General features: G+C 35.9%; 20 protein-coding genes and 1 tRNA gene. 13 read left to right on the forward strand and 8 right to left on the reverse strand.

The window, feature by feature from the left end; genetic code table 11:
- Positions 1-65: 65 nt before the first annotated feature.
- From corA to MR062_RS16070, 4 genes are all read left to right on the forward strand, one after another.
- Positions 66-1133 (forward strand): magnesium/cobalt transporter CorA, encoded by a 1068-nt coding sequence (gene corA, locus MR062_RS16055; RefSeq protein ID WP_242206134.1) that lies wholly within the window; start codon positions 66-68, stop codon positions 1131-1133.
- A 139-nt stretch (positions 1134-1272) separates the two neighbouring features.
- On the forward strand, positions 1273-3798 hold the full coding sequence (locus MR062_RS16060) for a PIG-L family deacetylase (protein WP_242206136.1): 2526 nt from the start codon (positions 1273-1275) through the stop codon (positions 3796-3798).
- A gap of 114 nt (positions 3799-3912) precedes the next feature.
- Complete coding sequence (locus MR062_RS16065) at positions 3913-5727, forward strand: sodium:solute symporter (RefSeq protein WP_242206138.1); 1815 nt, start codon at positions 3913-3915, stop codon at positions 5725-5727.
- A complete protein-coding gene (locus tag MR062_RS16070; protein ID WP_242206140.1) occupies positions 5705-6697 on the forward strand; it encodes a Gfo/Idh/MocA family protein in 993 nt (330 codons plus the stop codon). Before MR062_RS16065 ends, MR062_RS16070 begins: the two co-directional genes overlap by 23 nt.
- Positions 6698-6835: 138 nt before the next feature.
- Here MR062_RS16070 and MR062_RS16075 read toward each other — a convergent pair whose 3' ends face one another.
- From MR062_RS16075 to MR062_RS16085, 3 genes are all read right to left on the reverse strand, one after another.
- Entirely contained in the window at positions 6836-7372 is a 537-nt protein-coding gene (locus tag MR062_RS16075; protein WP_242206141.1) for a hypothetical protein, read from the reverse strand.
- Between the two features lie 161 nt (positions 7373-7533).
- On the reverse strand, positions 7534-9501 hold the full coding sequence (locus MR062_RS16080) for a helix-turn-helix domain-containing protein (RefSeq protein ID WP_242206143.1): 1968 nt from the start codon (positions 9499-9501) through the stop codon (positions 7534-7536).
- A 182-nt stretch (positions 9502-9683) separates the two neighbouring features.
- Positions 9684-10532, reverse strand: a complete 849-nt coding sequence (locus MR062_RS16085) for a DUF2911 domain-containing protein (protein WP_242206145.1) — start codon at positions 10530-10532, stop codon at positions 9684-9686.
- 115 nt (positions 10533-10647) lie between these two features.
- Here MR062_RS16085 and MR062_RS16090 point away from each other — a divergent pair, with 115 nt between their 5' ends.
- The 3 genes from MR062_RS16090 to MR062_RS16100 all read left to right on the forward strand — a co-directional run bounded on the left by MR062_RS16090 (position 10648) and on the right by MR062_RS16100 (position 13056).
- Positions 10648-11304 (forward strand): MIP/aquaporin family protein, encoded by a 657-nt coding sequence (locus tag MR062_RS16090; protein ID WP_242206146.1) that lies wholly within the window; start codon positions 10648-10650, stop codon positions 11302-11304.
- A 163-nt stretch (positions 11305-11467) separates the two neighbouring features.
- Positions 11468-11683, forward strand: coding sequence for a hypothetical protein (locus MR062_RS16095; RefSeq protein ID WP_242206148.1), 216 nt, complete (start codon positions 11468-11470; stop codon positions 11681-11683).
- A gap of 65 nt (positions 11684-11748) precedes the next feature.
- Positions 11749-13056 (forward strand): cryptochrome/photolyase family protein, encoded by a 1308-nt coding sequence (locus MR062_RS16100; RefSeq protein ID WP_242206150.1) that lies wholly within the window; start codon positions 11749-11751, stop codon positions 13054-13056.
- Positions 13057-13104: 48 nt separating this feature from the next.
- Here MR062_RS16100 and murA read toward each other — a convergent pair whose 3' ends face one another.
- The 3 genes from murA to MR062_RS16115 all read right to left on the reverse strand — a co-directional run bounded on the left by murA (position 13105) and on the right by MR062_RS16115 (position 15415).
- Entirely contained in the window at positions 13105-14415 is a 1311-nt protein-coding gene (gene murA / locus MR062_RS16105; RefSeq protein ID WP_242206151.1) for a UDP-N-acetylglucosamine 1-carboxyvinyltransferase, read from the reverse strand.
- A gap of 5 nt (positions 14416-14420) precedes the next feature.
- Positions 14421-15056, reverse strand: a complete 636-nt coding sequence (locus MR062_RS16110; RefSeq protein ID WP_242206153.1) for a DUF4290 domain-containing protein — start codon at positions 15054-15056, stop codon at positions 14421-14423.
- 65 nt (positions 15057-15121) lie between these two features.
- Entirely contained in the window at positions 15122-15415 is a 294-nt protein-coding gene (locus tag MR062_RS16115) for a DUF493 family protein (RefSeq protein WP_242206166.1), read from the reverse strand.
- Between the two features lie 207 nt (positions 15416-15622).
- Here MR062_RS16115 and MR062_RS16120 point away from each other — a divergent pair, with 207 nt between their 5' ends.
- From MR062_RS16120 to MR062_RS16140, 5 genes are all read left to right on the forward strand, one after another.
- Positions 15623-16162 carry an AAA family ATPase gene (locus MR062_RS16120; RefSeq protein ID WP_242206155.1) on the forward strand — a complete coding sequence of 180 codons (540 nt, stop codon included), beginning with the start codon at positions 15623-15625 and terminating at the stop codon, positions 16160-16162.
- A 1-nt stretch (position 16163) separates the two neighbouring features.
- Positions 16164-18068 carry a RecQ family ATP-dependent DNA helicase gene (locus tag MR062_RS16125; RefSeq protein ID WP_242206157.1) on the forward strand — a complete coding sequence of 635 codons (1905 nt, stop codon included), beginning with the start codon at positions 16164-16166 and terminating at the stop codon, positions 18066-18068.
- Entirely contained in the window at positions 18065-19012 is a 948-nt protein-coding gene (gene fmt, locus MR062_RS16130; RefSeq protein ID WP_242206159.1) for a methionyl-tRNA formyltransferase, read from the forward strand. The genes MR062_RS16125 and fmt overlap by 4 nt, the downstream gene beginning before the upstream one ends.
- A gap of 189 nt (positions 19013-19201) precedes the next feature.
- Complete coding sequence (locus MR062_RS16135; RefSeq protein WP_019386644.1) at positions 19202-19474, forward strand: HU family DNA-binding protein; 273 nt, start codon at positions 19202-19204, stop codon at positions 19472-19474.
- A gap of 121 nt (positions 19475-19595) precedes the next feature.
- Positions 19596-20156 carry a YqgE/AlgH family protein gene (locus MR062_RS16140; RefSeq protein WP_242206160.1) on the forward strand — a complete coding sequence of 187 codons (561 nt, stop codon included), beginning with the start codon at positions 19596-19598 and terminating at the stop codon, positions 20154-20156.
- Here the strand turns inward: MR062_RS16140 and MR062_RS16145 are convergent.
- On the reverse strand, positions 20153-20995 hold the full coding sequence (locus MR062_RS16145; RefSeq protein ID WP_242206162.1) for an aminotransferase class IV: 843 nt from the start codon (positions 20993-20995) through the stop codon (positions 20153-20155). The two genes, MR062_RS16140 and MR062_RS16145, sit on opposite strands and share 4 nt — an antisense overlap.
- A 65-nt stretch (positions 20996-21060) precedes the next feature.
- Positions 21061-21453, reverse strand: coding sequence for an START-like domain-containing protein (locus MR062_RS16150; protein ID WP_242206164.1), 393 nt, complete (start codon positions 21451-21453; stop codon positions 21061-21063).
- 132 nt (positions 21454-21585) lie between these two features.
- On the opposite strand from MR062_RS16150, the gene MR062_RS16155 reads away from it, so the two are divergent.
- Positions 21586-21659 (forward strand) — tRNA-Met (locus tag MR062_RS16155).
- Positions 21660-21760 lie beyond the last annotated feature (101 nt).

Here is a 21760-nt window from a genome sequence, read left to right on the forward strand (position 1 = left end):
GTAATTGGAATTATTAAACTGGCCCTTAATATTGTTTATATTTATAGGGCGTTTAGGTTTATAACATGTCCAAAAAAAGAACACAATTTTCCAAAAAGAAACTGGGTCAAATTCCTGGAAGTATTATTTATACTGGCGAAAAGGCCAAACAAAAACTATCTATTGAGCTTTTCGATTTTAACAAAGAGCAATATGTAGAAAAAGAATTGCAAAACGTTGAAGAAAGTTTTTCGTTTAAACTTTCCGATTCTACCACTTGGATTAACTTAAACGGCTTAAACCATGTTAATGATATTGAGACATTAGGAACACATTACAATTTGCATCCCTTGGTCTTAGAAGATATCGTAAACATTTCGCACCGCCCAAAAATTGACGAATACGACGATTATCTATTCGTAATTGTAAAAATGCTGCACTACGATGCTAATGAAAGTATGGTTTCTGAACAGGTTAGTTTTGTTTTAGGAAAAAATTATGTACTCTCGTTTCAAGAGGCCGAAGGCGATGTTTTCGATAATGTAAGAGACCGCATTAGGTTTGCAAAAGGTAGAGTAAGACACATGCAGGCCGATTATCTGCTTTACATTCTTATAGATGCTATTGTAGATCATTATTTTAGCGTTACCGAACTTCTAGGCGATAAGATTGAAGATCTGGAATCGGATATCTTTTCTGGAAATATTACCGACCATACTACCAAAAACATTCAAAATTTAAAACGTGAAATCCTTAGAGTTCGACGTTCTATTTTTCCACTTCGTGAAGTCATTAATCGTTTTGAAAAAAACGACAACAGTCTTATCCATAAAAAAACCATTAGTTACTACAAGGATATTTATGACCATTTAACCCAGGTTTCAGAAAACATAGACATTTACCGAGAAATGATTTGGAGTTTAATGGATATGTACATGACCACCATTAGCAATAAAATGAATGAGGTCATGAAAGTCCTTACCATCATGGCATCTATTTTTATTCCACTTACATTCATTGCTGGTATTTATGGCATGAATTTTAACTATATGCCAGAACTGCACTATAAGTATGGCTATTTTGTAGTTTGGGGCGTGATGATAGTTCTTTTTCTTGGAATGCTCTACTTTTTTAAACGTAAAAAATGGTTATAGCCCATTACTTACAGCGGTTCTAAGTCTTTCTATTTTTTTAGATTTGTCCTGAAACTCATTTAAGTTAAAGAAACATTAAAAGCTAGACAATCTCCCTATAACTTTGTTATATTTGGCTTTTAGCTAATCTCAAAAAGTTATGCAAAGAGCTATATTATTTGCTTTTATTACTGTTTTCCTTTTATCCAATTTACAAGCCCAAAAACCAAAAACACCTTCTGCATCAGAAATTTACGAATCCCTACAAAAGTTAAATTTTTTAGGCTCAGTTTTATATATCGCTGCTCACCCAGATGACGAAAACACCCGTCTTATTTCATACATGTCCAACCATGTTAAAGCCAGAACTGCTTATTTATCGTTAACACGTGGTGATGGGGGACAAAACCTTATTGGCCCCGAATTAAGAGAACTTTTAGGCGTTATTAGAACACAAGAGCTATTAGCCGCACGACGCATTGACGGAGGTGAACAGTTATTTTCCAGAGCCAACGATTTTGGATATTCCAAACATCCAAACGAAACCCTTTCAATTTGGAATAAAGATGATGTTTTAAGTGATGTCGTATTGGCCATTAGAACATTTAAACCCGATATTATTATCAACCGTTTCGACCATAGAACACCAGGCAGCACTCATGGCCACCACACCAGTTCTGCTATGTTGAGCATGGAAGCATTCGATTTATCGAACGATGCCTCTGCTTATCCCGAAACCTTAAAAAACGTTGGCACATGGCAGCCCAAGCGACTATTTTTTAATACAGGCTGGTGGTTTTATGGCAGTCAGGAAAACTTTGAAAAAGCCGATAAAAGTAATATGCTGAGTTTAGATATTGGCGTGTACTACCCCCTTAAAGGTTTATCTAATAACGAAGTAGCCGCACTGGCAAGCAGCCAACACCTATGTCAAGGCTTTGGTAGATTGGCACAGCGAGGTTCCCAAAAAGAATATATCGAATTTTTAAAAGGTGAACCTTTACTGGACCAAGACAATGTTTTTGCTGGTATTGATACTTCTTGGAACCGTATAAAGGGAGGAACAGCTATTGGAAATATTTTATACGATATTGAACATAACTTTAATTTCAGTAGGCCATCCGTTCATATACCCCAATTGCTTAAGGCCTATCAATTATTGCAAAAGATAGAAGATCGCCATTGGAGAATCCAAAAAACAAAAGAGCTAAAAAACATTATTGAAATGTGTGCGGGATTATACTTGGAAGTTTCGGCGGAAACCAACTGGGCCACACCGGGTGAAACCATTAATCTGGACATAGAAGTTTTAAATCGAAGCAACCTACCCATTCAGTTAATAAACATCCAAAACGCAAAAGGCCTTCAAATACAAAAAGATATTGCCCTTGAGGAAAACACCAAATATACGTTCAATGAACCTTTGAAAGTTCAAAATGACCAACAACCCACAACGCCATATTGGCTTATAGAAAAAGGATCGCTGGGCATGTATAAAGTGTCTGATAGAAATTTAATAGGGCTTCCCGAAACACCAAGGGTTTACAATTTAGGTTTCAACCTTCTAATCAATAACATTCCCATCACTATTACCAAACCTGTAATTTACAGATATTCCAAACCTGATAAAGGTGAATTATACCGTCCGTTTGAAATTATCCCCGAAGCATCAGCTAAAATCACTGAAAAGGTTATCATTTTTAAAGATGACAAACAACGGGATGTATCTGTCATAGTTAAAGCAGGACGTGATAACCTTGAAGGCACAGTTGAAATTTGCCTTCCTAACAATTGGAGCGTACACCCTAAAAATAAAAAAGTTAACATAACCAATAAAGGCGAAGAACAAACGCTAACGTTTACCATAACACCTCCAAAAGACCAAAGCGAAGGCCATATAAGCCCTATTGTTCATGTTAACGACAAGCAATACACCAAAGAACTTATTGAAATAGATTATAATCATATTCCGTTCCAAACAGTTTTATTGCCTAGTGAAAGTAAAGTAGTGCGTTTGGATATAAAAAAGAAGGGGGAAAATATTGCCTACATACAAGGTGCCGGTGATGTGGTTCCAGAAAGCTTAAAACAAATAGGTTATAGTGTTAGGGTTATTACTCCTGAAGATATTAATGCTGAAACATTAAGCCTTTTTGACGCTGTGGTTTTAGGCATTAGAGCCTATAACACCTTAGATAAGTTACAGTTCAAACAACAACAATTATTCGACTTTGTAGCACAGGGTGGCAATATGATTGTGCAATATAATACCAGCTACCGCCTACAGGCAGGCCAACTTGCCCCTTATACCTTAAAACTTTCTAGAGACCGTGTAACTAACGAAAATGCCGAAGTTCGGTTTTTAGCACCAAAGCACGAACTACTTAATTACCCCAATAAAATTACCCAAAAAGATTTTGAAGGCTGGACCCAAGAACGCGGATTATATTTCCCTGGTGAATGGGCCAAGGAGTTTACCCCTATCCTATCTATGAACGATGCAGGCGAAACCCCTAAAGCGGGTAGTTTACTAGTTGCCAAATACGGAAAAGGGTATTATATCTATACAGGGTTAAGCTTTTTTAGGGAATTCCCCGAAGGCGTATCTGGTGCTTACCGCTTGTTTGCCAATATGCTATCTATAGGAAAAGATACTGTTGAACTAGAAGCCAAAATAAACGATTGATTATGAGCGACACCAAACAACCAATTCCAAAATGGCTTAAACTATACTCTATAGTTTTAATAGCCAACGCCCTTTACATTTTAGTGTTTTACCTTATCATGAAAGCGTTTTAAGATGCAAGTACTAAATTGGGTAGATTGGGTTGTTTTATTGGTTACCTTGCTAACCATTGTTGGCTATGGCACCTGGAAAACCAGGGGCAGTAAAAGTGTACACGATTATGTAAAAGGGGGCAACTCTACCAAATGGTGGACTATAGGTCTGTCTGTTATGGCCACTCAAGCCAGTGCCATTACCTTTTTATCGACTACGGGGCAAGCATTTTCCGATGGTATGGGATTTGTTCAGTTTTATTTTGGTCTTCCTATTGCCATGGTTATTATTTGTATGGTTTTTATCCCATTGTACCATCGCTTAAAAGTATATACCGCTTACGAGTTTCTAGAAAACCGGTTCGATTTAAAAACCAGAAGCCTTACCGCCATTTTATTTTTAGTGCAACGCGGCTTAGCTGCTGGGATTACCATTTTTGCTCCTGCGATTATCCTATCGGTTGTTTTGGGCTGGAATATTACTTACCTCAACATCATTATTGGTATTTTGGTAATTATTTATACGGTTTCAGGAGGCACCAAAGCGGTTACCGTAACGCAAAAGCAACAAATGTTTGTCATTTTTATAGGCATGCTCGCTGCGCTATTTATCATTTTAAATTTAATACCCAAAGACGTTTCATTCACCAATGCACTTGATATTGCTGGTGCCAGTGGACGTATGGAAGTATTGGATTTTTCATTCGATCTGGAAAACCGTTATACCGTATGGACAGGCTTAATTGGCGGTACGTTTTTAATGTTGTCTTATTTTGGCACCGACCAAAGTCAGGTGCAACGTTACCTTTCAGGGAAATCGATGAAGGAAATGCAAATGGGATTGCTCTTTAACGGGCTACTAAAAGTCCCCATGCAATTTTTTATTTTGTTAGTAGGGGTTATGGTCTTTGTCTTTTATCAATTTAACCCGGCACCATTGAATTTTATTGATTCATCTACTGAAAAAGTTTTAGCTTCAGAATACGCCCAAGAGTACCAAACACTTCAAGAAAAACAACATGCCGTTTTTAAAGAAAAGAAAGCACTAAGCTTACAGCTTGCCAAGGCAGATAACAATGCCCTAAAAAAGGATTTATGGGTATTGGACAGTATTGAAAGAGCACATCGGCTAGAATCTAAATACTTAATTAAAAGGGCTATCGATACGTCTTACGCCAATACATACGACAGGCTAAACAACGAATTATTGGCATTCGAGAATAATACAAACAGTGAAGCATACAAAGAAAAAGAAGAAGCCTTAAAGGCATTGTACAAAGCATCTGCCAAAGACACCGAAACGAACGACAGGGACTACATGTTCATTACATTTATCCTTAAAAACCTACCTAAAGGGCTTATTGGTTTGTTACTGGCCGTAATCCTATCGGCAGCGATGTCGTCTACTGCTTCAGAGATAAATGCTTTGGCCACGATAACGTCTATAGATTTGTATGGCAGGAACCTAAAGGAACAAAAGGATGAAAAACACATGGTAAAAGCCACCAAACTATTCACGTTGCTTTGGGGTATTATTGCCATAATAATTGCCTGCTTTGCCAATCTTGCCGAAAACTTGATACAATTGGTAAACATTATAGGCTCTATTTTTTATGGCAATGTATTGGGTATTTTCCTTTTGGCGTTTTTCTTAAAGTTTGTTAAAGCCAATGCGGTATTCATTTCAGCTTTAATTACTCAAGGCATTGTGATTATTGGCTGGTGGTTCGATTGGATGCCCTACCTTTGGCTGAACCTATTTGGCTGTATCTTGGTAATGGCTATGGCTTGTTTGCTTCAAATAATTAACAAAAATGAAAAACCAATTACCGCGTAAAACCATAAATTGGGGCATTATTGGGCTTGGAAATATTGCCAATAAATTTGCTCAAGATGTATTAACCGTCACCGATGCTAAGTTATACGCCGTAGCATCGCGTTCTCAAGAAAAAGCCAATGCATTTGCCAAAACTTATAACGCCTTAAAGGCCTATAACAGTTATGAAGCCCTGGTAAACGACCCTAATATTGATGCGGTATACATTGCTACCCCACATAGCCTGCATAAGGAAAACTCATTGCTCTGTTTAAAGCACGGTATTGCAGTATTGTGTGAAAAGCCATTTGCCATGAATCATGGGGAAGTAACCCAAATGATTACATCTGCCAAAGCCAACAACACTTTATTGATGGAAGCCCTTTGGACCTACTTTTTACCACATTACCAATACGTTTTGAAGCTTTTGAAAATCCAAACCCTTGGGAAGGTTTTAAAACTTGAAGCCGATTTTGGATTCTATAGGGCTTTCGACAATAGTACTAGATTGTTCAATAAATCGTTAGGGGGAGGAAGCTTATTGGATATTGGTATCTACCCCATTTTTGCTGCTCTCTCTACTTTAGGTAAACCCGACGAGATTAATGCCAAGGCCTCATTTTTTGAAAATAATACCGATTCTTCCTGTGACATAATCTTTAAATATAACAGTGGAACAATAGCTTATTTAAGAAGTAGCTTACTTGAAGACACTCCTACCGAGGCCATTTTTTATTGTGAAAAAGGTACTATTAAAATCCATACACAATTTCACAAACCCAGTGCAGTTACCATAAATTCTGAAGGTAAAGAAAAAACCATAGATTTTAGCGAGAGGGCCTTAGGGTACAAATACGAAATCATGCACTTTAATGACTTAGTTCGTCAAGGCAAAACGGAAAGCAATGTGATGACTTTTGCTTTCAGCAAACAACTTATAAGTCTTTTGGATGAGGTTAGAGCTTTAATTAACCTTAATTATAAAGCATAATCAACATTATAACTAATCAACTCATTGATAACAGAAAAGATGGGTTCGATATGCTTGATGTTGCTTAAGAGTAATTTCTAAATCATTATATCGAACCCATAGTTATTTACAATATTATTTGCTTGCAATTCCAAGCATTTATAATATTTCTCCATTTGAGTTTACACGTATTTTTATTTTAGACTTATTATTTTTGATGGTAACCTCATAGGTCTTTTCAACACTACCGTTTTTGTAGGAAGCATAATAATCTGTTCTTAATAATGTTGCATTAGAGTATGCTTTAAAAATATTATCCCTTACGGCATTAGGAAGTTTTACGTCTTTAAATTTTTCAACGGTTTCTAAAACCTTGCCATTTTCATCATAAAAAGCTTTAATAAAACCTTTGTTGGATTGAAATACGACTTCAAAAGGCTTGGCTTTCCCTTTATATGCTGAAGCAGATGTAACATCGAAGTTGGATACCTGTAACTCTAAAGCCCTAACATGATTGGCCATAGACCTTTCTGTAACTTGATCTATATAATCTGCATTAAGTAATCTTGGTGATTTCTTTACCATATAAGGAGACTCCTTTTTCGTATTAAGCGCTAATAAATTAGCTGTTTCACTTTGGGAAAACCCCAATTGGGCAATAAATAATGTTGCTGTAAGTAATAGGATTGTTTTCATGACTTTATAAGTTTAAAGATTAGTGATTAACGTTTAAACAAATATGAAACAATAACAAATACAGTACTTAACAGCTATGTTGCAATAAATTCAAAATAAATTTTAAAGGACATTGAACATAATTTGAAGGCTTTAAATTATGTTGTTTCTCTAGTATCTAACTAATCTTTATAACTTTTGTATTGTTGGTAATCACCTAAATTCATTTTTTCCAACAGTTTTAAAAATTCAGGGTTTTGATGTAGATTATTAAAAAAGTGATCGTATTTTATTCTATACAATTCAACATTATTTCTATTGAATGCTATGTTCAACCATTTCATGGCCTCCTCATCTTCATTTAAATAAGCATATTTCTGCGCTATCCAATAGGCATTATGCTGAACGTGCTCTTCATTTGCATGGTTTATATCCAAATCATTAATCCACCTAAACACACCATCTATACCTCCTTTTTTAAAGGCCTCTAGCATGGGGGACACGTTTACTTTAGCACTTGGGTTTAAGCTCCAATTTTCAACCAGTTCGTCTACCGCTTTCTCATCTTGACCTTTCTTGGCATATATTAAGAAATTAATCCAGGACGCCCATCCATCTTTATAATCAATTTCCTTGGCTTTTTTTGATTCTTCCAAAGCCTTGTCATATTCTTCAGTTAACATATAACACTCTGAACTTAAAATGTTTATATAATAGGATACTGGCGCAATCGATAAAGCCTTATCTATAAATTCTCTGGCCTTAACAAAATCTCCTTTTATATACGTTAAATACCTCGCATAGGTAACTAATACTCCTGGGTTTTTAGGATCGATGTCTACAGCTCTTAGAAATTCTTTTTCGGCATCTTCCCATTTCCATTCAAACTCCATATAAACTAGCCCCAAAGCACGATGGGTTTCCGCTAAACTATTATCAAGTTTAATTGCTTTTAAAGCATAATCCTTTGCCGTTAAATAATCTTGCTCTGAGAGTGTTGGGAACCCTTTATATAAATGCAGTAAGGCCAAACCAGAATAAGGTAATGCAAATTCCGGATCCAATGCTATACTCTGGTTAAAATATTTTTCTGCTAATTGAAAGCCATCCCCGGAAAAATCATATAAAAAATAATGGCCTTTTAAATACAAGTTATAAGCTTCTAAATTCTTTGTTGGTATCTTATCTATTTGTTCCAACTCTGCTGGAGATAATACCAAATCCAATTCTTTAGCGATCAATCTTGAAATTTCACTTTCCAAAAAGAAAATATCCTCAAATTCCCGATCGAAATCTTTGGACCACAAATGAGTATCGTTCTTAGCATTAATAAGGTATACAATAACTTTAATTCTACCTTCGTACCGCTGTACACTTCCATCGATAATGTAATTAACTCCCAAGGCCTCGCCTATCTCCAACCCCGATAAATCACTAACACCATATCTATCTGAGGATTGTCTGGACTTCACAACAACATCCTTTATTTTAGACAAATGATTGATAATATCATCTCGCATGCCATCGGCAAAATATTGATTGCTTGGGTCGGCACTTAAATTTTTAAAAGGCAATACAGCTATAGATTTTTCATGCACGCCATTAGTTATGGCACTTCCCATTTTATTTTCTCCTGAGCTTTTTAGTGCATAGTAACCCAAAACAATAAACAAAATACTTCCTAATAGAATTAAAATTTGTCGCCTTCGAAACTTCCTTTCTTTTTTAATCGACCCTAACTTCTTTTTTATTTTTGAATCTGAAACTGTAGAACTAACTGAATTTATTGTCTCTTTTTCTTCTGGTTTTACCGTTCTATATTTAACCTCTCCTGGCGGATAACCATAATAATCACTAAAACTTGAGTTAAAATATGTAGGGCTACCAAAACCAACTCGATAGGCAATTTCAGATACGGTAGCCACATTATCTTGTAACATGACCATTGCTTTTTCCAGTCTATACTCTCTTATAAACTGACTTGTGGATTTACCCGTAAGTGAATTTAATTTCCTGTGCAATTGCGACCTACTAACTCCAATTTCTTCAGATAGTTCGTTAACACCAAACTGTTCGTTGGCTAGGTTGGTTTCAATTAAAACAGTAACCTTCCTAATAAATTCATCATCAATAGATAATTGGTTTGGCATTTACATGGATCATTAAAGTTAAAAGTCAGAAACGATAGATAAGGTGGCATTACATTCTACTAATATAAAGCATTTAACGGAAAAATACTTTTCAATATCTTAAATTTCACTTCTTTACGCCCATAAAAAAACCTAACGTGAATTGCGTTAGGTTTTTTTATAGCAACTTTAAGTTCCTGTATCTACATAGCACCCCACTCTTTAAGCGAGTCTTTGTTCATTTTCACATAATCGGCATTACCCGCTTTCTCTGCATACATAAGTGAAGCTTTCGCCGCAGCAATGGCACCAGATTTATCTCCTGCTTTGGCATGAATTAATGACTGCTGTCTTAACACCCAAAACCTTGGTTGGTCTTTATCCATTTCTACCGCTTTATCTATCCAAGCTTTAGCTTGCTCTATATCTTTGTCTTCTTGTAAATAATAAACCGCCGCTTGAAAATAATCACTAGAACTTGGTCCATTCATTATCTTATTAATACTGGCAACAACAGCAGCATCGGTTGGCACGCTAAACGGTACAGCCAAATACGTTTTTTCCCAAATTAAATCCAGGGTAGCACTACTGTTAGTGATATTATTAATATCCATAGTAAAAGTTTCAACATTAAATGGTACAGGATGTGACTTTACAGTAGTTTTAGCTGCCACATATTGCTGATCAAATTCATTAGGCGTGCCAAACTCTTTGCCATCGTTATAAAAAACAACCTCCCAAGATTCACTATTGGGAACAGTAAAAATAGAGTACGATCCTGCTTTTAAGGTTTGCCCATCAACAGTAGCATCTGTACTAAAGGTTATTTTTGTTCTTGCATTAGCTCCTGTTCGCCATATTTTACCATAAGGCACCAAATCTCCAAAAACGGTTCTCCCTTTAACTCCTGGTCTAGAGTATTCTAAAGTCACATCGGTTAATCCAACTTTTTGCTCTAACTTAGAAAATGGACTGGGAGCCGGTGTTTTTACTTGTGCATTAACCGAATAAATTGTTGCACAGGTCATAAAAAGTAATAGTAGTTTCTTCATCTTATTATTGATTAAAATTAGTTTTTTGAATTCAATAAATTTAATAATTAAAAAAGGCTTTACTGTTAACAAAAGCTTAAAAAACTGTATTGTATCTTTGTGAAAAATTTTCAAAATGAAACAATATTATGCTGAAACTATTGGCACCTTCGCCATGGTATTTTGTGGTTGCGGCGCCATGACCATCAATGAAATAACTAATGGAAGTATTTCCCATGTTGGCGTAGCTGCAACTTGGGGCCTTATTGTCATGGCCATGATATATGCTTTTGGTGAAATTTCTGGCGCCCATTTTAATCCCGCAGTAACCATAGGCTTTGCCTTTGCCAAAAAATTTCCATGGCAAAAAGTCCCTAAATATATATGTGCACAAGCCATAGGTGCTATCCTAGCAGCTTTTTTACTTTGGTTTTTATTTCCTGATAGTTCATCTTTGGGAGAAACCATACCGGCCAGTGGATTTCCTTCATACAAGGCAGCTATATTGGAATTTTTACTCACCTTCTTTTTAATGATCGTTATCATTAATGTTTCTACAGGAAGTAAGGAAATTGGCACCATGGCAGGTATTGCCGTTGGTGGGGTTATCCTATTGGAAGCCATGTTCGCTGGTCCTATGACAAAAGCTTCCATGAACCCCATTCGCTCCATAGCCCCTGCCCTATTTACAGGAAACCTTCAATATTTATGGTTGTATATTACTGCTCCAATATTGGGAGCAATAGTAGCAGTATCTAGTTGTAAATTAACAAAAGACAAGAATTGCTGTTAACGACTAAGTTATATCGTCCAATAACAATCGTTTTTCTTCAAAAAATAGTATTAAAAAAAATAATTTATTAAAATTTCCTTAATAGAACGCTTCAAAAACCATCAATCATTAAGAATTTATTATATTGTCAAATTCTTAAAAAAATTGAAAAGATTAGAAGACTATGGAGATTATTGATAAAGCCCTTGAATTTGAGCAACGCAAACACACCTTCAAAACGACAAGCGAACGCATTGAGTCCTCTAGAGAAGTTAAAAATTTAATTTTAGCTTTAAACGATCTGTACAAAAAAGATAAAGATCCAGAACTTATGGAACTCATGAAAAGATTAACCGTGATTAAACAAAAAATTGAAAAGCGTTTAAAGGGTAGACCATAATTTTTTAATGGCATTCTATTTAAAATCCTTATAAAAGGCTAGAGGTTTGCTTCGCAACATATTAAATGGCACACCCCATAAACATATTTTGGTTTCGTCGTGACTTGCGACTGGATGATAACCTTGGTTTTTATGAAGCTTTAAAGGGAGAACACCCTGTATTGCCCCTTTTTATCTTCGATACCGAAATTCTGGAGAATCTACCCAAAGATGATGCCCGTGTAACATTTATCCATGAAACCCTTCAGAAAATGAAGGGTAAACTTCAAGAACGTTTTAATAGTGATATTGCATTGTTTTATGGAAGACCAATAACTATATTTGAGCAATTGGTTACCGACTTTCATATACAAACTGTATATACCAATCATGATTATGAGCCTTATGCCCAAATGCGGGATAATGAAATAAAGGCTGCTTTAAAAGCACATGATATCGCTTTTAAAACCTTTAAAGACCAAGTTGTTTTTGAAAAAAATGACGTTGTAAAAGCCGATGGCTCTCCTTATGTTGTGTATACACCCTATATGAAAGCTTGGAAAGCTAAGTTTAAGTCTCATAATTTAAAAATCTTTCATACCAATAAATTCTTAGGTAATCTTGTAAAACATCCACAATCATCAAATTTGAGCCTATCTGATATTGGGTTTACTAAATCACAGCAAACCATAGCAGCATATAACACTGCACCTGCCCTTATCCAAAATTATGAAGGCACCCGAAACTTCCCTGCTAAAGATACAACATCCAGACTAGGTCCCCATTTAAGGTTTGGAACGGTTAGCATTCGTAAAGTAATTAAAAAAGCGATAGCTGAAAAGAACGAAACCTTCTGGCAAGAATTGATTTGGCGTGAATTTTTTATGCAAATCCTATGGCATTTTCCACATACTGTTAAAGATGCTTTTAAACCCAAATACGACCGTATTCAATGGCGCAATAACGAAAAGGAGTTCGAGGCATGGTGTGTTGGCAAAACCGGTTACCCTTTGGTTGATGCTGGTATGGGGCAATTAAACAAAACGGGGTTTATGCATAATCGGGTACGCATGCTAGTTGCCAGTTTTTTATGTAAACATCTGCTTATAGATTGGCGTTGGGGTGAAGCCTATTTTGCCGAAAAACTACACGATTACGACATGGCCAGTAATGTAGGTAATTGGCAATGGGTAGCTGGGTGTGGTGTAGATGCTGCGCCTTATTTTAGAATCTTTAACCCGACAACACAAATTGAAAAGTTTGATAAAAATTTAGAATACATCAAACAATGGGTGCCAGATTATCAAGAACTCACCTACCCCCAGCCTATTGTTGATCATAAGTTTGCTCGTGAGCGGTGCCTAAACACCTATAAAAAAGCACTTAACGATTAAAATAGGGCATGTTATCATTATTAAAATGATAGCTATTCCTTAAAGCGGTTACTCCACCCGTTCAATATGCGCTCCTATAGCCCTTAAGCGTTCATCTATACGCTCATAACCACGATCTATTTGCTCTATGTTTTGTATGGTGGAAGTTCCTTTAGCCGACAATGCAGCGATAAGCAAGGACACTCCGGCACGTATATCGGGAGAGGTCATGGTCATAGCCTTTAACGTCGATTTAAAATCATGGCCAATAACGGTAGCACGGTGTGGGTCGCACAAGATAATTTTAGCACCCATATCGATAAGTTTATCCACGAAGAACAAACGGCTTTCAAACATTTTTTGGTGCACCAGAACACTACCTCTGGCCTGTGTAGCCACAACCAGTATAATACTCAATAAATCTGGTGTAAAACCTGGCCACGGAGCATCTGAAATGGTAAGAATGGAACCATCAATAAAACTTTGTATTTCGTACCCATTGGTATGGGCAGGAATATGAATATTATCACCTTGCCTTTCAACGGTGATCCCCAATTTTCTAAACACATTGGGAATAATCCCTAAATCGTTCCAGCTTACATTGGTTATAGTGAGTTCACTTTTGGTCATTGCCGCCAAACCAATCCAGCTTCCTATTTCAATCATATCGGGCAACATGGTATGGTCTGTGCCTCCTAAAGCTTCAACCCCATCAATTACCAACATATTGGATCCAACACCACTAATTTTGGCTCCCATCCTATTCAGCATTTTGCATAATTGCTGTAAATAGGGCTCACAAGCGGCATTATATATAGTGGTCTGTCCTTCGGCAAGTACGGCTGCCATAACAATATTGGCCGTTCCAGTTACCGAAGCTTCCTCCAAAAGCATATAGGTGCCTTTTAGTTTTTTAGCTTCAACACCATAGAACTGTTCCTCACGACTATAACCAAATTTAGCACCTAGTTTGATAAGACCTTCAAAATGGGTATCTAAACGACGGCGGCCTATTTTATCGCCCCCAGGTTTAGGGATATAGCCCTTACCAAAGCGTGCCAATAAAGGCCCTACTATCATAATGGAACCTCTAAGTCCTCTGCCATCCACCTTAAATTGGTCGGATTCTAAATAGTCTAAATCAACATCATCAGCTTGAAAACTATAGCTACCTTTAGCAAGCTTTTCAACCTTAACCCCAAGCTTTTTTAATAGGCTAATAAGTTTGTTAACATCAACAATATCTGGTATGTTGTTAATGATAACCTTTTCAGGGGTTAACAATACAGCACACAAAATTTGTAAGGCTTCATTTTTTGCACCTTGAGGCTGAATGCTGCCTTTTAGCTGATGCCCTCCTTCAATTTTAAACAATCCCATAAATGCTAGTAGCGTTTTCTTTGACGGTTGGTACTTTTCTTATGTCCTTTTTTTCCTGAATATTTACTTTTTGATCGCATTAAACTTGTGGCATCCGAAAGATCTTCTTCTGAATTCTTCAAGTTTATTCTACCTCCGGAAAGCTCATACAAATGTTCGTAAATCACCTCATCTTCAACCGTATCTTTATTCCAGTTTAAAAAACACTTTTTCATATGGTTGGCAATGGTATATACCAATGCTTCCTTTAGGTCGCCATCCTCCCAGGTATTGGCTACATCTATCATGGTTTTAATGTTATTACCATAAAATCTGTACTTAGGATGGTTTTGTGGATACTTTAGTGGTTCTGGGCGTTCATCAAAAAGTTCCTTTGATGGTTTGGAAAATGGAGATTCCGCATCCAATTCAAAATTGGACATGATAAAAAGCTGATCCCAAAGTTTATGTTGAAAATCCGGAACGTCACGCAAATGTGGCTGTAAGTTACCCATTACGGCAATAATAGCTTTAGCTAGTTTATCTCGTTCTTCCTTGGTTGCCCTTGTTTTGGCATAGTTAATCATCTTTTGAATATGGCGTCCATATTCTGGAATGATTAAATGTTCACGCTCCGTGTTGTACTCTAAATCGTCTATCAAAATTTATGTGTAGAATTAATGTTTTGGCTTGTAGTTATTGTGCCTGTGCAAAATACAAAAAAAATCTAAAGACTTATAACCCCTTCTACTTTTTCTGCAACTTCCTTATATTTATCTATTACTGCATTAGGACTTCTCATTAACAAATTAACAGATACACTGGTATATTTACCATTCTTGGATTCCACAGTATTAATAACAGCCCCCATATTATCGAAAATAGCTTCAATCGCTGCTATTTTTTTTATATCAGACTTTACTATAAACTTATATAAATATTCTGCTGGCCAACTATTGGTTTCATAGAGTTGCCCCTTTAGTTTTTCGTAAAATGCTTCAGAATTTGAATTGTTGTCCATACCTTTTGTTATAGTCTGCAAAAGTACATGATTTTTTTCATTTGCAAACTCATAAAACAAACACAAAAATCCATGTATTAATGAAGTGGTTACCTATGTGAACTTAAATTTTAAGTACTTTAAGTTTATCAAGGAAATATAGTGTTTCCTTTCTATTTTTTTTATAACTGTTAAATTACGAATTTTACATCCAAAATCCTGCCAATTTTGAACGCAAAAAAAATTATTATTACCGGGGGACCCGGAACTGGAAAGTCATCCATTATAAATGAATTGATAAAACGGGATTATACCTGTTTGGAAGAAATATCCCGGCAAGTAACTCTGAAGGCTCAAAAGGATGGGATTGACCAACTGTTCTTAACCCAACCCTTATTGTTTAGTGAATTATTACTAAAGGGGAGACAAAAACAATACATTGAAGCAAACCATTTAGTAAGCGATGTTGTTTTTTTTGACAGGGGTATTCCTGATGTTTTGGCTTATATGGATTTTATTGGTGACACTTACCCAAAGTCATTTATTGACACCTGTAAAGCATTGGTTTACGATACTGTTTTTATTTTAAAACCTTGGGAAGCGATTTATACCAGTGACAATGAACGTTATGAAAATTTTGATCAGGCTTTACAAATCCACGACCATTTGGTAAATACTTATAAAAATTATAATTACACTTTAATTGATGTGCCATTCGATACGGTAGAAAACCGAACTAACTTCATTTTAAAGTTTATAAATATGTAATATGGAACATCCCATAAACATATTGGAACGCTATTGGAAGTTTACAGCTTTTAGACCACAGCAAGAAGCCATAATCCAATCGGTTATTGAAGGTGAAGACACCTTTGCCTTATTACCCACAGGTGGAGGAAAATCGTTATGCTATCAAATTCCCGCACTGGCAAAAGAAGGGATTTGCATTGTTATATCGCCTTTAATTGCATTAATGAAGGACCAAGTACAATCGCTTAACAACAAAGGCATAAAAGCTATGGCTTTGACCAGCGGAATTGCGTTCTCGCAATTAGACACCCTTTTAGACAATTGTATTTATGGGAACTATAAATTTTTATACCTATCGCCAGAGCGTTTGCAACAGGAATTAGTGCAAGAGCGCATAAGACAGATGCATGTTAATTTAATAGCGGTCGATGAAGCCCATTGCATTTCACAATGGGGCAACGACTTTAGGCCAGCTTACAAAAACATCAAGCTATTAAGGCAATTACAACCTACAGTAAACGTTGTGGCTTTAACGGCTTCGGCAAAACCTAATGTGGTAGAGGACATTACAAAGGAGCTGGATTTTATTAAGCCCAAAGTATTTAAGCAATCGTTTTTCAGGCCCAATTTAGCTTATATGGTAATTCATGAGGACGACAAATACTATAGACTTGAAACCATTTTAAAAAAGCATAAAGCCCCTTCTATCGTTTATGTTAGAAATAGAAAGCTGAGCTTAGAGGTCAGTTCGTTTTTAGAATCCAGAAATATAACTTCTACCTATTATCATGGCGGATTAGCCACTGATGAGAAAGACAAACACATGAACCAATGGCTACATAATACAAAGCAAGTTATGGTTGCCACCAATGCTTTTGGTATGGGTATAGACAAGCCCGATGTAAAAACGGTCATACATTTAAATTTACCGGAAAGTATAGAAAGTTATTTTCAGGAAGCGGGACGCGCCGGGCGTAATGGCAACAAAGCCTTCTGTGTTATTTTAAAGAACAACAGCGATGAAGTTCTGGTTAAAAATCAGTTTTTAAATATATTGCCAACAGTCGACTTTGTAAAACAAGTTTATCGAAAGCTGTGCAACTATTTTCAAATATCATATGGTGAAGGCGAATATAGTACCTTCGACTTCAACTTTAATACCTTTTGCAAAACCTATAATTTCAACTCTATTTTATGCTATAATACACTATTACTATTAGATAGGAATAGCGTAATTAGTTTATCCAAGCAGTTCAACAATAAAGTAACCACTCAGTTTGTAGTACCAAACCATGTCATTTTTAATTATTTGGAGATGCATCCCGATTTTGATATGGTCATAAAGTCCATCTTAAGAATGTATGGCGGCATTTTTGAGCACATTACAAAAATAAACACCTTAAAAATTGCCGATAAGGCTTCGGTATCCGAACAACGTGTTATTTTTGTCTTACAGCAATTGGAAAAAGACGAGATCATCACCCTAAATTTGGCAAAAACCGATGCCCAAATAACATTTATAGAGCCGAGAGAGGACGACAAGACCATTAACCGTATTGCTTCAATAATAGAACAACAAAACCAGTTGAAACAAGAGCAGGTAAAAGCCATGCTCGATTACACGAACAACGATATCATTTGTAAAAGTATACAGTTACTTACCTATTTTGGAGAGACCAACACAAACCCCTGTGGCATTTGTTCAGTATGCATAAGTAAAGATAAAACTAAAAACACAACAGACTTAAAACGTTTACAAAATGGTATTATTGAATTATTGGAAAACGGCGAGCTATCTTCAAGGGCTATTATAACTTATTTAAAAACACCTGAAGCACAAACTATTGAAGTACTGAAACAGCTACTGGAATATAACATTATAACTATTACAGAAACTAACACATATAAATTAAGTCATTTATGAGGGATTTAAGAATTGTATTTATGGGTACCCCAGATTTTGCGGTTACCACTTTAAAGACTTTAGTAGAGAACAAGTATAACATCGTTGGGGTTATCACCGCCCCCGATAAACCTGCTGGCCGAGGCCGTAAACTCCATGAAAGTGCGGTAAAAGTCTATGCTAAGTCACAAAACCTAAATATCCTACAGCCCACGAATTTAAAAAACGAAGCCTTTTTAGAAGAGTTAAAGTCCCTAAACGCCAATCTTCAAATTGTGGTTGCGTTTAGGATGTTGCCTAAGGCCGTTTGGCAAATGCCGGCATATGGCACTTTTAACTTGCATGCCTCCTTATTACCGAATTACCGAGGCGCAGCCCCTATTAATTGGGCTATTATTAATGGTGAAACAAAAACGGGAGTATCGACATTCTTTATTGATGAAAAAATTGACACTGGAGAAATGATTCTTCAAGAGGCAATAGACATAGATGCCAATGAAAATGCAGGGAGCTTACACGACAAACTTATGTACGCCGGCAGCGATCTTGTATTAAAAACGGTAAAGCAAATAGAAAACAATGAAGTAAAAACAACACCCCAAGTTGAAACAGAAGCTATCAAGACGGCCTATAAACTCAATAGGGAGAACTGTAAAATTGATTGGAACGCTACCATGGAAACTATTCACAATAAAATTAGAGGACTGAGCCCGTACCCTGCCGCTTGGTGTGTCTTAGTTAATGGTAATGATGAATTGGACATTAAAATTTATGAAAGCAAAAAAGAAGTTAGTTCACACCAATATGAAGCTGGTCATTTAATTATTTCAAAGAAAGCAATAAAGGTTGCTGTTAGCAATGGATATATACATATTGAAAAAATTAAGCTTCCAGGTAAAAAATTAATGGACACCAAATCACTTTTAAATGGTTATCAATTCCATGAGCATGCTAAAATGCGCTAAACCCCTACCAACAGTGGCATGACAAAAACATCGATAAAAAACGGGGTCTTTATTAACAAATAGCTCAAGTTATTAACAATCCTATGTATTTCCCTTGCTATTACTTGCATGATTGCATAATCCGTATAAATTTGTAGAGGATTTAACAAAAATGTTTAACCAATTTATTAATAATTTAAATTTTATATTATGAACAAAACAGATTTAATCGATGCAATGGCAGAACACGCAGGAATTACAAAAGCAGCTGCTAAAAAAGCTTTAGAATGTGCTCTTATAGAGATTGAAGGTGCTTTACAAAAAGGAAACCGCGTTTCTTTAGTTGGATTTGGTTCTTGGTCAGTTTCTAAAAGATCTGCAAGAGAAGGTAGAAACCCACAAACAGGTGCTACTATCAAAATTAAAGCAAAAAATGTTGTAAAGTTTAAAGCTGGTTCAGACTTATCAAACGCAGTAAACTAATTTTACACCATAAATTTTCATAAAAGCCCTCAAATATTTGAGGGCTTTTTCATTTAAGCCCCTAATATTGTTGCATTTTTAACAAATATATCTTAGATTTAAATGAAAAATCCTCAACAATATGATAACTCTCAAACCAAAAAAAGGCGATTTATTAATCGCCGAGCCTGCAATAATTGGTGATGTATCATTCAACCGTTCCATTGTCTTATTGGCAGACCACAACCAAGAGGGCTCTATAGGCTTTATATTGAATAAACCTTTGGAGTACACCATTAATGACCTTATTCCCGAAGTTGAAGCTTACTTTAAAGTTTACAACGGTGGTCCTGTAGAGCAGGACAACTTATACTTTATTCATAAAATCCCGGAATTGATCCCTAACAGTATCGAAATTTCCCTTGGCATTTTTTGGGGTGGTGACTTTAACAAAGTAGCCGAACTCATTGCCAATGAAACCATAAAAGAAAACGACATTCGGTTCTTTTTAGGGTACTCTGGTTGGAATGCCGATCAATTAGAGGAAGAACTTAAAGCTAGTTCTTGGGTCGTTTCGGAAAATATCTATAAAAAAGATATTATTGAGAAGGACCACCAGTCGTTTTGGAAAGAAAAAATGCTCGAGCTAGGCGGCGAATACAGTATTTGGTCCAACGCCCCAGAAAACCCTAACTACAATTAGCTTAACCTTACGGTTACATTCAATTTTTTAAGCAAGTCTTTTGCAATCTCTTGCTTGAACATTTTCTTCCTATACTTGGTTACCGACTGAATCCCAACTATTACATTGCTTATAAAAATTTCATCTGCCTTTTGAAGCTCAAAAGGCGATATAGACGCCTCTTCCAATTGGTATTCTGGGCTTTTTTTAACTAGTTCCATAATCTGCTTGCGCATAATACCTTTTAAACAACCATCGGTGATTGGAGGCGTTTTTATGCTATTTCCTTTAATTAAAAAAACATTGCCGTTTAGGGCTTCTACCACATGTTTGTCGGTGTTCAAAACCAGGCAATTATTCAACTTATTTTCATTTGCAAAAATACTTCCAACAACATTTAGGGCTTTATTGTTCGTCTTAAGCGTAGACAACAAACTTGGTGACAGGTAATAATCCTTAAACAGATCAACCTCATAATCACCAGTATTAAACAAATACAGGTCTGTTTCCAAAGGTTTAACTGAAATTACAAACTCAACATGATTAGTGTCTGGTAAGTACAAACCACCTTCGTTGCGGTGTACTGTTAATTTAATCCTGGCAGGTTGATTTAGTAACTCATTGGACTCCAATGTTTTTAAAATTTGGGATTCTAAAAATTCCAAAGTAAAATTCATGGGGATATCCATGCGCATAATTCGCATAGAGGCCATTAAACGAAAATAATGGTCTTCCCAAAACAGCAATTTACCATGAACAGATTTTACCGTTTCAAAAAGTGCATCGCCATAGGCATAACCTCTATTGTTTAATGTTATTAAAGTTTCGTTATCTACTATAGTTCCGTTAAAATTAACCATAAAAAAAGTCCGCTATTAAATAGGTTGTAATAGCGGACAAATATAAGATTAAAATACGTTTTACCCTAAGCTGAGCCAAGTACTTGTTTTAAATCTGAAATTTGATTATCCCATAGCATTTTGGCTTCTTCAATTTCGTCCTCTTCGGCAAAATCTGTTACTATTAAAGAAACGTCTTTAGTGATTTCATCTACCTGAATACGGATTTCAAAATAACAATTTAGTTCCTCTTCCTCGTCTGCCAACCATCTAAACTTGACACGCTCACCACTTTTTTTACTTAATAATTTTGCTTGTTCTTCACTTCCATCCCATATAAAGGTGAATAGTTCCCCTCTAGAATTTACATTATCCGAAAACCATTCAGACAGTCCGGATGGTGTAGAAATATATTGATACAATAGCTGCGGTGATGCGTGAATAGGAAACTCAATTTCAAACTTAATTTTATCGTCCATAAGTAACTGTCAATTTTATGATGCTCAATATATACATTAATTAATAAGTTTTGCAAAAAAAATCAAGAATATTTTCTGCAACTTCTGTTTGTATGCTACAATTTTGTTTTTATATTTGCAGCCTCAAAATATGGCGAGGTAGCTCAGTTGGTTAGAGCGTCGGATTCATAACCCGGAGGTCTCGAGTTCAAATCTCGATCTCGCTACTAAATGTTAGACCTCCTAAAACCTAGGAGGTTTTTTTATGGATGAATTTGTCGTATACATATTGTACTCTGAAAAACATGCCAAAACCTATACTGGCTAC

This window comes from Aestuariivivens insulae (genome assembly GCF_022662195.1).
GTDB classification, from domain to species: domain Bacteria; phylum Bacteroidota; class Bacteroidia; order Flavobacteriales; family Flavobacteriaceae; genus Aestuariivivens; species Aestuariivivens insulae.